Genomic DNA, 15,190 nt, shown 5'->3' on the forward strand with positions numbered 1-15,190 from the left:
TACATAGAAAAGGACTGAATGTAATGGCCAGAACCGCAGCTGACATAACAGAGCACAGGCAGCCTGTACACCAAAAATCTATAAAATGGGGCCTGGCAGGAATTGTGCTGGTGCTTATCGGGCTGCTTGCATCGATTGGGCTGGGTGCAATCTGGATTCCCCCTTCCGTGGTGTGGGAGTCATTTGTCTCCTTTCAGGGAGGCCAAATTGAACATCAGCTTATCAGAGAAGTCAGGCTTCCCCGGGCATTGACCGGGGCACTTATTGGGGCAGCTCTTGCTGTAGCCGGCACCATTATGCAGGGAATTACACGCAACCCGCTGGCAGATCCCTCCATAATCGGCATTACACATGGAGCGGGCCTGGCCATCGCAATTGCACTTGCATTTCTTTCCGGCGGTTCATACTGGGTTCTGCTCATCTGGTCATTTGCAGGTTCCGCTGCTGGAGCCTTGCTTGTATTATCTTTCTCCATGCTGTCAAAAGAGCGGATATCACCTGTCACTTTGACACTGGCAGGAGCAGCATTAAGCACTTTGTTCAGCGCTCTTTCAACCGGCATCGCCCTTTATTTTCAGACTGCACAGGACCTGAGCTTCTGGTTTGCCGGAGGTCTTTCAGGAACACAATGGCGCCATGTGTATATTTTGCTTCCCGCCGTATTTTTAGGCTTGCTCCTGTCCCTTTGGATCAGCCGCTCCCTGACAATCCTGGCATTGGGAGAAGAAGTGGCTGCAGGGCTTGGTCAATCTCAGCAGAAAGTCCGCTGGATCGGGCTTGCAGCGGTTATATTATTATCTGGAGCGGCCGTTTCCATTGCTGGAGCTATAGGCTTTATCGGACTGGTGGTTCCCCATATGGTCAGGCTTTTGATTGGGTCTGACTACCGCTGGCTTATCCCGCTTAGTGCCATTGCAGGTGCACTGCTTCTAATAGCAGCAGATATCGGGGCACGGATGATCAACCCGCCGTTTGAGACTCCTGTCAGTGCTGTTACTGCACTAATCGGTGTTCCATTTTTCTTATATTTGTCCAGAAGGAAAAGGGGGTATATGTAATGGATTGGAAACAGGCTTTACTCCAATCGCGGGGCTGGATGGCAGCCTTTATATTCCTTATCCTGGTTACTTTTGTACTAAGTCTCTCGACTGGTGTGATGCCAGTAGGAATGAATGAAATTTTGGCTGTTCTTTCAGGCAGCGGCACTCCGAAACAGGAGCTCGTACTGCTTCATTTAAGATTGCCAAGAATGATCATTGCCCTTCTAATAGGAGCAGGCCTGGCTCTTTCCGGCAGCATCCTTCAGGGGCTATCCCGGAATTCACTGGCTGATCCCGGCATTCTCGGCATTAATGCCGGGGCCGGATTAGCAGTTGTTCTCTCAATCTACCTGTTCGGGCAATCGGGAGGAAGCCTTCTAGCAAAACCGTTCTTCCTTCCCGTATTTGCTTTCGCCGGAGCACTCGCCATAGCAGCTCTGATCTATCGATTTTCGTGGAAAGGCGGAATAGACCCGGAACGGCTTCTCCTCGTTGGCCTTGGATTTAATGCACTATGTGGTGCCTTGCTGCTGATCCTGCAGCTGAAAATGGATCCAAAGGATTTTCAGCAGGCAGCCATTTGGCTGACTGGCAGCATCTGGGGTATTCAGTGGCCATATGTGTGGGCACTCCTTCCCTGGATTCTTGTTCTGATGCCAGTCGCCTTTATAAAAGCAAGAACAATGAATATCCTTCAATTCAAACAGGAAGTTCCTGTTGCACTCGGCTTAAGAGTCGAATCCGAACGCCGGCTTCTTCTCTGTCTTTCAGCCGCTCTTGCCGGAGCATGTGTAGCAGCTGGCGGCGGAATTGCTTTCATTGGACTCCTGGCGCCACATCTGGCACGCCGCCTTTGCGGCCCCAACTATTTCAGCAACTTGCCTTTAGCTGCACTAATAGGCGCGGCACTTGTTCTCATTGCAGATATGATAGGAAAAAATCTCCTTGCACCTGCAGATATTCCGGTTGGGATCGTCATCTCCGTAATCGGAGCTCCCTATCTGATTTTCATGCTTCTCACCCGGAAAGGCACGGGACTGAAAGCTTAATAGATAACAATCACATAAAAAATGCCCATTCAAAAATCCCTTTATGAATGGGCATTGCACTTTATTTAATTTCAGCTGGCTCACGGTACTGCTTCTGGCCCAATGAATGATAGACATCCTGACGGCTATCAATAATATATTCTGGCTTCGGCTTGCCGCGGTTTGCCTTGTGCCCGGCAATATGGACATCACTTGTTTCCCACGCCTTCCAGGCTCCTTCCGATTCCCAGCGAATCATAATAGCCACTTCTTCGTCCCCGCTGCGCTGCTTCTTCTTTAAAACATTCAAATCAATGAAGCCCGGCTGCTCTTCGATTATTCCTTCCCCTGCAAAGCGCTCGACTAGCTTATTTGAATGGCCTTCTTTCACAGTAATCGTTTTTAATTGAATAAACATATCTGTTCCTCCCCTGCTTCTTTTCTGTTATTATAATTGATAACGATTTTCATTTTCAACTATTTTAAAAAATAGATTCATTATTTCCTTGGTTTATAGTATCTTTAGATTATCGAACTAATCAGAAAACGGGGCCTGAGTATGTGGAAAAATAAAAATGTTTGGATTTTATTAACCGGGGAGTTTATAGCAGGGCTGGGCTTGTGGCTCGGTATAATAGGGAATCTGGAATTTATGCAGGAAAAGGTTCCCTCAGATTTTCTAAAGTCGCTTATTTTGGCTGGCGGATTGCTGGCAGGGATTGCTGTTGGACCCTGGGCAGGAAGAATAACTGACCAAATCAGCAAGAAGACAGTCATGCTGGCATCTGGCTTCGCCCGGGCATTGAGCGTTGTTTTTATGTTAATTGCCATACAAACCGGGTCAGTCTGGTGGATGGTTATTTTTCTGGTATTCCTGCAAATCTCGGCAGCCTTCTATTTTCCAGCTCTGCAGGCTGCCATTCCTCTGGTTGTGGAAGATAAGGACCTGCTGCAGCTGAATGGAGTCCATATGAATGTGTCCACACTTTCCAGAATATTAGGTACTGCTTTAGCTGGCGTTTTGTTAGTTATCTTGCCATTATCAATGCTTTACATCGCTTCGCTTGTCGCTTATCTGATTCTCTTTATAATCACCTTTTTTATGGATTTTGAAGAATCCTTCTCAAAGGAAAGCAGGGGAAGAAACTCAAGCAGTGGCAGCGGAGGCTTCAAGGAAGTATTCCCGATTATTCAAGGTCTGCCCATTGTGTTTATGACATTGATCCTAACCTTGGTTCCGCTTCTGTTCCTTGGCGGATTTAACTTAATGGTCATTAATATCAGTGAGCTTCAGGAAAGCTCATCCATTAAAGGCTTGATCTATACGGCAGAAGGACTCGGCTTCATGCTTGGCGCATTCATTGTCAAACAAATCAGCCAAAAACGTTCGCCTTATGCGATCCTGTTTTTCTTCTCATTCATCATCGGACTATCCCAGCTGCTTCTGTACTTTGCAGATGTGCCTGTTCTATCCATACTGGCTTTTTTTATTTTTGGGTTTGCCGTCGGCTGTTTCTTCCCTACTGCCGCTACCATTTTCCAAACAAGAGTGCCAAAGGAATTTCACGGAAGATTCTTCTCCTTCCGAAACATGCTTGACCGTGTAACTTTTCAGATTGTCCTGCTCCTGACTGGATTCCTTCTGGACGCAGTCGGCCTTCAGATAATGGTCGTGATCTTTGGAATACTGTCGCTGATTATGACGGCAGCATTCTTTGCTAAATTCAGGCAGCTTAGGACAGAAGCTCAAGTAAAAGAAAAGATCAGTACGTAAGAAAAGCGGAAGCGCCTTGCCCACGAAGGAACGCAGACTAAGAACGCCACGTCCTGTGGCAACGTCTGCATGACCCCCATCCTGGGGGCCTCAAGCACAAGACGAGCCTCACGGAAAGGCGTTCTTTGCCTTTTTGGGAGGCTTGTCCGAAATGTGGAGGCGACTGCCCAGGGACGACAAGCATAATACGAGCCCTTCCAGAAGGTGTTCTTCCCTTCTGGAAGGGCTTGACTAGTCTTTCGTCCCTAGGAGCCGCAACTAGACAGGCTTGTGACCTCGAGAGGGTAGGCGCTGGAACTAGAAAGTTGTCAGACTTCAGATTGTATAAATCTTACCTTAAAAAACCGGTCCACATCGTGTGGGCCGGTTTTTCACTGCTAGTTCGCCTTAATTCCAGGCGTTTTTTCAATTTATGTGCGGATAGAATTTTTTCTGTGCGCATAACCAAGTTTTATGTGCGAATAAAAAAATTTATGTGCGTTTAGTTTTTATCCTAGTGGACCAGCTGCTTCACCAATTCCCGATTCCGTTTTTTAAAAACATCATTATGAGATGAAACCATCGCAGCTGCGGCAGCATCCGGTTCAATGTACTGCTTCGCTTTGTTTACTGCATTGGCAGCATCCTGGAATGCCCCGGCAATTAAGTGAAGTTTGCCGTCATGCTTTAGGATATCCCCTGCAGCATATAGCCCTTCAACCGATGTTTCGCTGTTTGCATTGCCTGCAATATAGAAATCTTCGAGCATTTCAATATTCAGATTGCTATTTTTTAAGAGTTCCGTATCCTGTTCATAGCCATGATTAATTACTACTTCATCAATCTGCAGATAAGAAACTTCGCCAGTTTCATTATTGGTCAATTCCACCTGTTCAATTTCCTCGTGATTTCCGCCGGCAATTAATTTTGTGATGGACGTATGGTTAATGCAGATAACCGAACTATTCATCAGCTGTGAAACCTGAGCTTCATGGCCAGTCAAAGCATCTCTCCTGCAAGTGATGTATACCTGCTTGGCAACGGGCTCCAATTCATTTGCCCAGTCTACTGCAGAATTTCCTCCGCCTGAAACAATTACAGTCTTATCTTTAAAGTGTTTAAGGGATTTGACTGTATAATTCAGATTGGAAACTTCAAAACGCTCTGCCCCTTCTATCTTCAGTTTCTGCGGCTTTAAAATTCCGCTGCCAACAGCCACAATGACGGTTTTCGTATAGTGCTCTTCTCCAGAAGAACCTTTTAAAACAAATAAACCATCTTCATTTTTGGCAATGGATTCTACCTTTTCATTGAGAACAACCGTTGGATTAAACGTTAGCCCCTGCTCCACCAGCTGTTCAATCAGTTTTGCCCCAGGAGTCGGAGTCAGGCCGCCCACATCCCAGATCATTTTCTCCGGATATACATGTATTTTACCGCCAAGCATCGGCTGAAACTCGATCAGCTTTGTTTTCATTTTCCTTAATCCGCTGTAGAAAGTGGAATAAAGACCAGCAGGTCCGCCTCCAATGACCGTCACATCAAACACTTCAGCATTTTTCATTTACCGTTCACTCCTATAACCAATTACTATTGATTATCATTCTCACTTCAACTATACGACCTTTCTTCTCCTTTGACAATGAAATTTTTTCTGAATACTTTTCCTTTAAATACTATTGACATAAAAATCAGATAGACTTATAGTAAAAAAGAACCGATACTGATAATCATTATCACTAAAATATATTCTCAACTAAACGGAGGTTACATAATGGTCCGCCTATATACAGATGGCTTGAACATTGGATATAGTGAACGCTTGATTGTGAAAGACCTTAGTGTCCAGATTCCCGATAAGAAGATCACGACTATAATCGGCCCGAATGGCTGCGGAAAATCAACCCTTTTAAAAGCGATTACACGAATCATTTCTCATCAATCAGGCACTGTCATTTTGGACGGCGAGAACATTTCAAAGGAAAATACAAAGATCCTTGCCAAGAAAATGGCAATTTTGCCGCAAACACCTGAAAGTGCAAGCGGTTTAACAGTTGGCGAACTGGTCTCATACGGTCGCTTTCCTTATCAGAAAGGATTTGGCAGATTAACGAAAAAGGACTATGAAGTCATTGATTGGGCTCTTGACGTTACTGGGATCAAGGATTTCAAATTTCGTCCGGTTGACGCCCTTTCCGGCGGCCAGCGTCAAAGGGTCTGGATTGCAATGGCTCTGGCACAGGAAACAGACATCATTTTCCTTGATGAACCGACCACTTACTTGGATATGGCCCATCAGCTTGAAGTTCTCGAGCTTCTCCAAAAGCTGAACCAGGAGCAGGAACGCACCATTGTAATGGTCCTTCATGATTTAAACCAGGCAGCCCGTTTTGCTGACCATATCGTTGCATTAAAAGATGGTGAAATTGTTAAATCAGGAAGCTATGAGGAAGTCATTACACAGGATGTCTTAAGGAAAGTGTTCAATATTGATGCAGTCATCGGGCGCGATCCCCGCACAAACAAGCCAATGTGTATTACTTATAATTTACTAAAAGGAGAAAATCAACATGAAGAAACTATTGATCCCGTTTACGATCTTGCTGCTTCTGCTTATTAGCGCCTGCGGCAATACAGAGCAAGGAGAATCAAAAGAAGGAGAACCAAAAGAAGATAAGAAATCAGGCACCTTTACTTATGAATCTGAAACCGGGCCGGTTGAAGTCCCGGCTGATCCTAAGAGAGTTGTTCTCCTTTCCGGGTTTACAGGAAATGTAATGCAATTAGGCGTAAATATCGTCGGTGTGGACACATGGTCCAAGAATAATCCTCGTTTTGAAGAAGAATTGAAAGATGCTGAAGAAGTATCTGAAGATAACCTGGAAAAAATAATTGAATTAGAACCAGACTTGATCATTGCATTATCTACTGTAAAAAACTACGATAAACTTAAGGAAATTGCACCAACTGTAACTTATACATGGGGTAAATTAGATTATCTGTCACAGCATGAAGAAATCGGCAAGCTTCTTAATAAAGAAGAAGAAGCAAAGAAATGGGTGGCAGACTTTAAACAGCGTGCTGAAACAGCTGGTGAAGACATCCGTGCAAAAATTGGAGAAGATGCAACCGTTTCTGTATTTGAAATCTTTGATAAACAGCTTTATGTGTTTGGCGATAACTGGGCACGCGGAACTGAAATCCTCTATCAGGCAATGGACTTAAAAATGCCTGAAAAGGTTAAGGAAATGGCTCTTAAAGATGGTTATTACGCTATTTCAACAGAAGTGCTTCCAGAATATTCCGGAGATTACATTATTCTGAGCAAATACTCTGATGCTGACCATTCTTTCCAGGAAACTGATACGTACAAAAACATCCCTGCTGTAAAAAATAACCGCGTCTTTGAAATGGAAGGCAATGGTGCTTCCTTCAGTGATCCTATCACACTTGATGCACAGCTGGAGTTCTTTAAAGAATCATTTTTAGGAAAGTAATACTGCAGGAGGGATTCTTATTTTGGGAATTCCTCTTTCCTATTTAGAAAAGCGGAAGCGCCTTATCTACGAAAAGAATCAATTCTGTTATTATAAGAACAGCGAAAAGTTCCCGCATGTCAGCTGGAACTAGACAGTTTTCGAAGTTTAAGGCAGTTCTGATCCCATAAAGAAAGATGAGAGTACAATGACAAAAGATGCTCAACCCTTTATTCCATTTATCTATAAACTCGCCGCAGGCTTTGTTATCTTTGCCGGCATGTTTGTGGCTGCATGTGTGTTTGGAGCTGCGGATGTAACGGTCAAAGATGTTTGGCTGGCGCTTACTTCCAATGCTTCTGGAGAAAAAATTTCGATTATTCGTGAAATCCGTCTTCCTCGTGAAATTGCTGCAGTCTTCGTTGGAGCTGCGCTTAGCATTTCCGGTGCCATTATGCAGGGAATGACAAGAAACCCTCTTGCTGATCCAGGCTTGCTCGGATTAACGGCTGGAGCAAATGCCGCACTTGCATTAACTCTTGTGGTCATTCCTTCAGCAAATTACATAGGGATTCTCTTCGCCTGTTTTATCGGTGCAGCGGTTGGAGCTTCGCTGGTTTTCGGCATTGGCGCCATGAAAAAAGGAGGTTTTTCTCCTATTCGGATCGTATTGGCCGGAGCCGCGGTGTCCGCCTTCCTTTTCGCAATAGCCGAAGGAGTCGGCATTTATTTTAAAATTTCAAAAGATGTCAGCATGTGGACTGCAGGCGGAATCATCGGCACATCCTGGAGCCAGCTGCAAGTGATTGTCCCGGTTATTTCCATTGGCATTCTTGTTTCTCTTTTTCTGTCCAAGCAGCTGACTATCTTAAGCTTAAATGAGGAAGTGGCAGTAGGTCTGGGGCAAAATACAACTCAGATTAAGACCATCCTTTTCATCTTAGTGACCCTGCTTGCTGGCGCATCAGTGGCACTGGTAGGCAATATGGCTTTTATCGGGCTGATGGTGCCTCATATTGTCCGTGCTATTGTAGGTACAGACTACCGTTTTATTCTTCCCATGTCTGCCCTGACAGGAGCTTCTTTTATGCTTCTGGCCGATACATTAGGGAGAACCATCAACGCTCCTTACGAAACACCGGCAGCTGCTATTATCGCCGTTATGGGGCTTCCTTTCTTCCTGTTTATTGTTCATAAAGGAGGTAAGGCGTTCTCATGATTCAGCCAGAGTTAGTAAAAAAACAGCGAATTTTAATGGCCGTGTTATCAGCACTCATTATTGTTACCATTGTGATTGGAATGGGATTAGGCTATGCCTCCCTTTCATATGACCGATTGCTCCCGACTATTATGGGACAGGGCACATTTAAAGAAGAATTTGTGTTATTTTCCATTCGGCTGCCGCGGGTATTTATCACTGTCTTGGCCGGCATGGCACTCGCATTATCCGGTGCCATTTTACAAGGGATTACACGCAATGACCTGGCAGATCCAGGCATCATTGGCATAAACTCCGGTGCCGGAGTTGCTATAGCGGTTTTCTTTCTGTTCTTTCCGATTGAAGCTGGCACTTTCATATACATGCTGCCTTTATGCGCATTTTTCGGCGCTTTACTTACTGCAATCCTTATCTATGCTTTTTCCTATAAAAAAAGCGAGGGGCTTCAGCCTGTAAAGATGGTGCTGGTCGGGGTCGGATTTTCCATGGCGCTTTCCGGTGTCATGATTGTCCTGATTTCTTCAGCGGAAAGAGAGAAAGTCGATTTTATAGCTAAATGGCTATCAGGGAATATCTGGGGAACGGATTGGCCGTTCATTTGGGCACTCCTCCCCTGGCTTCTTCTGCTGATTCCATTTACTTTATATAAAGCAAATCGCTTGAATCTATTAAGCTTAAGCGAGCCTGTCGCCATCGGGATAGGGGTATCCATTGAAAGAGAACGGATCGTCCTTCTGCTTACAGCCGTTGCATTGGCCGCTTCAGCTGTGTCGGTAACCGGCGGAATTGCTTTTATCGGCTTAATTGCACCGCACATGGCTAAAGCGCTTGTTGGACCGCGGAATCAGCTTTTCATTCCGATTGCTATCCTTTTAGGAGGATGGCTTCTCTTATTCGCCGATACGCTTGGCCGGAACCTGGTTGATCCTGACGGCCTGCCAGCCGGCATTATGGTTGCACTGATCGGTGCTCCTTATTTCATGTATTTACTGCTAAAAAAATAGCCGATTAAAAAGACGTGTTCGCACGTCTTTTTATCTTTTTGAAATGTATATTAATATATTAATTTCTTAAAAACATGTTTCTTCCTGCTTTTTTCAGGGCAATAGATACAGTGTATATTTGGAAATCTATAGCATAGGAGGAATTTAGATGTTTTTTCATGTAAAAGAATTGCAATTTGAAGCTAAGCCGGAACGTCCGGATCCCGTTTTTGCCAAAAAGCTTCAGGAATTGATTGGCGGCCAATATGGTGAAATGACGGTTGCCATGCAGTACATGTTTCAGGGTTGGGCAACTCGTGGGAATGAAAAATATCGCGACCTTCTGCTGGATATTGGGACTGAAGAAATTGGACATGTGGAAATGCTCGCAACAATGGTTGCCAGACTAATGGACGACGCCCCTGTTAATCAGCAGCAAGAAGCAGCAAAGGACCCAGTGGTTGGAGCGATTATGGGCGGAATGAATCCGCAGCATGCCATTGTCTCCGGACTTGGTGCACGTCCGACTGACAGTGTAGGGAACCCTTGGATGGGTACCTATATTACAGCCAGCGGAAACCTATTAGCAGACTTTCGTTCAAACTTGAATGCAGAGTCACAGGGCCGGCTGCAGGCTGCACGTCTCTATGAAATGACTGATGATAAGGGCATTAAAGAGCTGCTTTCAGTTCTGATTGCCAGAGATGCCTACCACCAAAACCAATGGGCTGCTGCGATTGCGGAGCTTGAAGAAAAAGAAGGCCTGCTCGTCCCTAGCACCTTCCCTCGTGAGAAAGAACGCACAGATATCTCTTACACTCTCTACAACCTATCAGCAGGCGAAGAAAGCAGCACAGGCAGATGGGCACAGGGCCCTGCTCTGGATGGCCAGGGAGAATACAAATATGTAGGCAATCCAAAGCCTGAAGGGGACAAGCCTATGCTCAAGCCTGCACCTCCAAACCTTCATAACACATTACCGATGGATTAATAATAGAACTAACAAAACAGGCTGAAGCATCAGCTTGTTTTGTTAGTTCAATCAAACGTTTGATTGAATTGGACATCGCTTTCCTCTTTAATATCCATCCTCTCCATTGACTTCCTTCAGATTTTTTATATGATAAAACCATCCCACCCTTTTGAGATGACTGGAATAATGAATCTAAATTCTATTTTCATTACATTCACTATGAACATTAAGGTTACCCTCACTATAAAAGGGGAATGAAAATAAGTGATACACCGCCGGAAAGGATCTAGTTTGCATGATTTATTTTTTTACCGCCGCACTGATTATATTTATTAGTTACGCAGTTCTGCCCACTGTACTCATACGATCGCTGAATTGGGGAATTGTAAAAGAAATAACCGAACCCAATTCCATTGCTTTAACCTTTGATGATGGCCCGGATCCACAATATACAGCGAGGCTTCTGGATGTCTTAAAAAAGCATGAAGCAAAGGCAGCCTTTTTTGTTGTCGGGGAAAAAGCAGCCAAGCATCCGCTGCTGCTTAAAAGAATGCAGGCGGATGGTCATACAATTGGCATCCATCATTATAGGCATGTCTCAAGCTGGATCCTTTCACCGGGATCTTTAAAAAAACAGCTGGAGCAAACAAAACAAGTTATTGAAGAAACGATTAATGAAGAAGTCTATTTTTATCGTCCGCCATGGGGACACTTCAATTTATTTACCCTCTGGATGGCAAGAAAGTATAAGATTATTATGTGGTCGGGCATTTTTAAGGATTGGAAGATCCAGCATATCAGGAACACCCTTTCAAAGTCGCTGGCAAAAGAAACCGTGCCTGGCCGGATTTTTCTTCTCCACGACAGCGGTGAAACTCTTGGCGCAGACTCCAATGCACCTGAATATATGATCGGCCATCTGGACCAGTATTTGCAGCAGTCAGCACTAAAAGGGATCCATTTTGTTTCTTTAAAAGAAGGATATCAGGGGCATCGCACATGAGTACTGAAACAATTATTGAATTTATTTCGTCCTACGGGTATTGGATTATCTTTTTATTTTTATTTTTCGGGATTGTCGGCATTCCTGCTCCGGAAGAATCGCTATTATTCCTGATTGGCGTGTTAATTGGAAATCATCAACTAAGCTTTGCCGAATCCGCTGTCTGTGCAGAAGCAGGTGTGCTGCTTGGGATGCTTTCAGCGTATTGGATCGGTAAAAAAGCAGGTACGCCCTTTCTCAAAAAATATGGCAGATATATTGGGATCACGGAACAGAGATGGAATACCGCCCAGAAAAAGTACATGGAGAATCATCGATTCATGATCTTTGCTGGTTTTTATATGCCGGGAATACGTCAGATAAGCCCTTACTTTGCCGGCATTTCAAAAGTTCCTTTTCATCAGTACCTTCTATATTCTGCTGCAGGCTCCCTTAGCTGGGTGCTCCCTATAATTGCCGCGGGATACTTTGCAGGAAGCCTATTTGATATAAATCCTGAATATGTTCCATATCTCGGGGTTTTATTATTAGTTATATTCGCAATCTACATGCTCTTTAAGTATGCAAAAAATAAATCCAAGTGACAGAGAGGAGGGTATTATGAAAGTTCTGCTGCTCCCATTATTTCAATTCCCCACGGGACATTCAAAAGTTGCCAAAACAATTCAGGATAATATTCAAAGCCAATATCCTGATGCTGAAATCAAAATAGTCGACTTTCTTTCCTATTGCAGTGATAAGCTTGAGAAGCTGGTATCAGGGATATATTTAAAAGGTTTCCTGGGTGCCCCTTTCCTTTACAGGGCATTATATTACACCATTATGTATAAGCAGCACCCTTTTAAATTGCAGCCTGATTTACAGGTTCTATCCTATTATTTTGAACGAAAAATGCAGAAGTTCCTTGATGAAGAAAATCCGGATTTAATATTTTGCACTCATTCTTTTCCATCTGGAATCATCAGTTCACTAAAGCAAAAGGGACGATACCGGGACGTCACGGCGGTGAATGTTTACACGGATTTTTTTATTAATGATATATGGGGAAAACGGGGAATTGATTTTCATTTCGTACCTCATCCCGAGGCGAAGGAAAAGCTTATTAAAAAGCACAATATTCCTGATGAGCAAATTTTTGTAACAGGCATACCGGTTCATTCTGCGTATCACCTTCAGGTTCCATTTAAGAAAGATAACCGGATACGCCATATTCTGGTTGCAGGAGGAAACAGCGGCTTAGTAAACTGTGATTTTATAGTCGCTATGCAGAAGGTTCCTCATATTCGATTTCTGATCCTTTGCGGAAATAATGACGAATTATATAGCTCACTCCAAGCACTCGATTCAAAGCATATCGAGCCCATTGGATATATTGAAGACCCTTTTGAAATGAACCAGCTATATAATAAAGCCGATGCTATTTTGACCAAACCAGGCGGAGTTACAATTAGTGAAGCACTGCAAAAGAAACTTCCGATTCTGGTCCATACCTCACTCCCCGGACAAGAGGAAATCAATTTGGACTATTTGCTTGAGAAAAATCTGGTGCTTGTCATTAATGACAAGCACATTGCTGAACAGCTTAATAATGAAGAAGCTATACTTAGTCTAAGAAAACACATTGATTCCTATCTGGCAAAAGTCAATTGCCCATTGGACTATGCCATGTTCATGTCAATTAAAAGCACCGGCAGAAAAACGCCTGAAACTGTACATTCCATAAGAGCTATCCCCACTTTAAAGTGAAACTTCGCTCAGCTGGGCTCTGGAAGTAAGACTGCGATAAATAATTAACAGCCTGGAATCTTCAGGCTGTTTTCCATTTCAATCAAACGTTTGATTAATCAAACCCTCTTCATAAAGAATATCCTCAATCCCAGGGCTAGTTCCTTGATCATCCATGTTCTCATCACAGCCAACCGAAAAATAGGTATACGAATATTCATAACCATCTCCCTGTACACCGCCTGATCCGCCATATGAAATACAGCTTTCTGATATCGCTTCACGCTTCCCCTTTTTATCCACATAATAGTACAAATCATCAATATATCCTTTACTTTGCGGTAAAGAGGTAATGGCATATCCTCTATCATTCACCCGTAATACATCGTACTTCCCTTCTGTCACAGGCACAGGGGCATTCTCTATTTCATGAACAATTCTCACCTGACCAGCATACCCTTTTGGAATCAGATAAAGATCATGAGTTTTTTCTTCCAAATCTGCCTGCTGAAGCATCCAAAAGCCCCCCATCGGCAGCAGGCAGGCGATGAGAAGACCAGCTGCATTCAAGGCAATCCTCCACCCCCCTGGCATCTCGCGGTCCCATTTCCGCCACTCGTCCACTAAAAAGAAAAGCACCGAAGCAATTAATATGTAAAAAGCAAACCCTTCCATAATAAAATAAGTGACAGCAGCCAAAATGGTATGTATAAATGCCGCCGCGGGAAACCGCCATATTGCTAGATTCTTAGTAAAAACCTCAGAAAGCAGCGACACTGGAACACCGTATATCACATTTCCGAAAAAGCAGTAAAAAAAAAATCATAATCAGGAAGAAAGAAAACAGTTCCCCTTCAGACAAGAAAAAGAGAAGCCAAAAACCAAATGTAAAAAGAATGGAAGCCTGCAGGGCCGTTTTTATTTTAAATCCCAGCATAAGAAATAAATGAACCTCCTCTCTCTGTTGTGATTAATTTCACATATAACTAAGCATACATACAAGGTATCATTAACCTTTTATTTTCAACGTGCACAAAATTAATGCCAGGCGGCCTGCTTCCTTAACTAACAGACCCTTCCTCAATCACCTCTATTGCCCACCCGATCCCTTCTTCTACCATTTTTTCCGGAGGGTTCGTGTGTGGAGTGTATTCCATGACAAAAAATACATCCTTGCATTCTTTAGCTAAAAAATCCATCAGCTTCTTAATTTTATGATGATTGCCATCATTCTCATGAGATGGATGCACAGGCACCCAAATATATTTATCACCCTGATATTCAACATTATGTAAATGGACCACTCTTACAAACTCGGACCATTTTTCTATATAATTTATGGCCTTCTCGCCTGCGGCCAATATATAATCCCCAATATCGACACAGAGGCTGAGTCCGTATTTCTTCCATGTCTCTACAGGAAAGCGGTCAAGATAATGAATCCCTGCTGGCGATTGCTGGAATCCCAATTTAGGTTCACACACAATCATAATCCCATACTTACTCTGAAAAAAACTGAGTTTCTTGAGTCCCTCCTCAATGATCTCTGCTGGATTCCCATTGGTTTCCTTTTTAAAGTAAGGAAAGTGCACCAATATGTATTCAGCTCCAAGCCGGGACATTCTTTCCACTTCCGTCTCAAACTGGATCCAGGCTTCCTTCGGATTTATACGGATCTTTTCCAGCAGATCGTATTTGCTTTGTCCCCGGAAAAGAGGCGAATGAAAACCAAAGCTTTTGTTTGTTTTACCCAGCATTTCAATAAAACAGCGGAAAGATTCTTCATCTTGAAATTCGCCTATCTCAATATGCGGCAAATGACGTTTAAAAAGTTCAGGAAACAGCTTGCTGTCTGACAAAATGACGCTTCCCGATATCCCTATATGATGAGCCATGATATCCCCTCTCTTATGTATTCTTATAGCAATCTTATCATACCTCATGTAACTTATTGGAAAATAGTGCCGTCTAATCATTAAAATACATGAGG

Annotated in this window: 15 protein-coding genes; 11 read left to right on the forward strand and 4 right to left on the reverse strand. The window is 43.6% G+C overall.

Features of this window, described 5'->3' with window-relative positions; all coding sequences use genetic code 11:
* The first annotated feature begins 23 nt into the window (after positions 1-23).
* Both MKY20_RS01640 and MKY20_RS01645 read left to right on the forward strand, forming a co-directional pair.
* The gene (locus MKY20_RS01640; protein ID WP_009335888.1) at positions 24-1,058 is read left to right on the forward strand and encodes a FecCD family ABC transporter permease; all 1,035 of its coding nucleotides are present in this window, start codon (positions 24-26) and stop codon (positions 1,056-1,058) included.
* Positions 1,058-2,089 (forward strand): FecCD family ABC transporter permease, encoded by a 1,032-nt coding sequence (locus tag MKY20_RS01645; protein WP_009335889.1) that lies wholly within the window; start codon positions 1,058-1,060, stop codon positions 2,087-2,089. Before MKY20_RS01640 ends, MKY20_RS01645 begins: the two co-directional genes overlap by 1 nt.
* 61 nt (positions 2,090-2,150) lie before the next feature.
* Here the strand turns inward: MKY20_RS01645 and MKY20_RS01650 are convergent, their stop codons facing one another.
* Positions 2,151-2,486: an antibiotic biosynthesis monooxygenase family protein gene (locus MKY20_RS01650; RefSeq protein ID WP_009335890.1), complete on the reverse strand. Its 336-nt coding sequence runs from the start codon at positions 2,484-2,486 to the stop codon at positions 2,151-2,153.
* Between the two features lie 141 nt (positions 2,487-2,627).
* Between MKY20_RS01650 and MKY20_RS01655 the strand changes: the two genes are divergently transcribed.
* Positions 2,628-3,842 carry an MFS transporter gene (locus tag MKY20_RS01655; RefSeq protein ID WP_009335891.1) on the forward strand — a complete coding sequence of 405 codons (1,215 nt, stop codon included), beginning with the start codon at positions 2,628-2,630 and terminating at the stop codon, positions 3,840-3,842.
* A gap of 493 nt (positions 3,843-4,335) precedes the next feature.
* Here the strand turns inward: MKY20_RS01655 and MKY20_RS01660 are convergent, their stop codons facing one another.
* On the reverse strand, positions 4,336-5,385 hold the full coding sequence (locus tag MKY20_RS01660) for an NAD(P)/FAD-dependent oxidoreductase (RefSeq protein ID WP_009335892.1): 1,050 nt from the start codon (positions 5,383-5,385) through the stop codon (positions 4,336-4,338).
* 210 nt (positions 5,386-5,595) lie between these two features.
* Between MKY20_RS01660 and MKY20_RS01665 the strand changes: the two genes are divergently transcribed.
* The 8 genes from MKY20_RS01665 (at position 5,596) to MKY20_RS01700 (ending at position 13,221) form a co-directional block, all read left to right on the forward strand.
* Positions 5,596-6,441: an ABC transporter ATP-binding protein gene (locus MKY20_RS01665; RefSeq protein ID WP_009335893.1), complete on the forward strand. Its 846-nt coding sequence runs from the start codon at positions 5,596-5,598 to the stop codon at positions 6,439-6,441.
* A complete protein-coding gene (locus MKY20_RS01670; protein ID WP_019380077.1) occupies positions 6,392-7,318 on the forward strand; it encodes an iron-hydroxamate ABC transporter substrate-binding protein in 927 nt (308 codons plus the stop codon). The genes MKY20_RS01665 and MKY20_RS01670 overlap by 50 nt, the downstream gene beginning before the upstream one ends.
* A gap of 187 nt (positions 7,319-7,505) precedes the next feature.
* The gene (locus MKY20_RS01675; protein WP_009335895.1) at positions 7,506-8,516 is read left to right on the forward strand and encodes a FecCD family ABC transporter permease; all 1,011 of its coding nucleotides are present in this window, start codon (positions 7,506-7,508) and stop codon (positions 8,514-8,516) included.
* Positions 8,513-9,520, forward strand: a complete 1,008-nt coding sequence (locus tag MKY20_RS01680; RefSeq protein ID WP_009335896.1) for a FecCD family ABC transporter permease — start codon at positions 8,513-8,515, stop codon at positions 9,518-9,520. Before MKY20_RS01675 ends, MKY20_RS01680 begins: the two co-directional genes overlap by 4 nt.
* A 148-nt stretch (positions 9,521-9,668) precedes the next feature.
* Positions 9,669-10,490, forward strand: a complete 822-nt coding sequence (locus MKY20_RS01685) for a manganese catalase family protein (protein ID WP_009335897.1) — start codon at positions 9,669-9,671, stop codon at positions 10,488-10,490.
* A 277-nt stretch (positions 10,491-10,767) separates the two neighbouring features.
* On the forward strand, positions 10,768-11,475 hold the full coding sequence (locus tag MKY20_RS01690; RefSeq protein WP_009335898.1) for a polysaccharide deacetylase family protein: 708 nt from the start codon (positions 10,768-10,770) through the stop codon (positions 11,473-11,475).
* Entirely contained in the window at positions 11,472-12,059 is a 588-nt protein-coding gene (locus MKY20_RS01695) for a DedA family protein (RefSeq protein ID WP_192908073.1), read from the forward strand. The genes MKY20_RS01690 and MKY20_RS01695 overlap by 4 nt, the downstream gene beginning before the upstream one ends.
* Positions 12,060-12,075: 16 nt before the next feature.
* On the forward strand, positions 12,076-13,221 hold the full coding sequence (locus MKY20_RS01700; protein WP_192908072.1) for an MGDG synthase family glycosyltransferase: 1,146 nt from the start codon (positions 12,076-12,078) through the stop codon (positions 13,219-13,221).
* A gap of 78 nt (positions 13,222-13,299) precedes the next feature.
* Here the strand turns inward: MKY20_RS01700 and MKY20_RS01705 are convergent, their stop codons facing one another.
* Together MKY20_RS01705 and MKY20_RS01710 are read right to left on the reverse strand one after the other, a co-directional pair.
* On the reverse strand, positions 13,300-13,770 hold the full coding sequence (locus MKY20_RS01705) for a DUF6843 domain-containing protein (protein WP_251175347.1): 471 nt from the start codon (positions 13,768-13,770) through the stop codon (positions 13,300-13,302).
* 491 nt (positions 13,771-14,261) lie between these two features.
* A complete protein-coding gene (locus MKY20_RS01710) occupies positions 14,262-15,095 on the reverse strand; it encodes a TIM barrel protein (RefSeq protein ID WP_251175348.1) in 834 nt (277 codons plus the stop codon).
* Between the last annotated feature and the right edge of the window lie 95 nt (positions 15,096-15,190).

This window comes from Cytobacillus sp. FSL W8-0315 (assembly GCF_038002905.1).
GTDB classification, from domain to species: domain Bacteria; phylum Bacillota; class Bacilli; order Bacillales; family Cytobacillaceae; genus Cytobacillus; species Cytobacillus pseudoceanisediminis.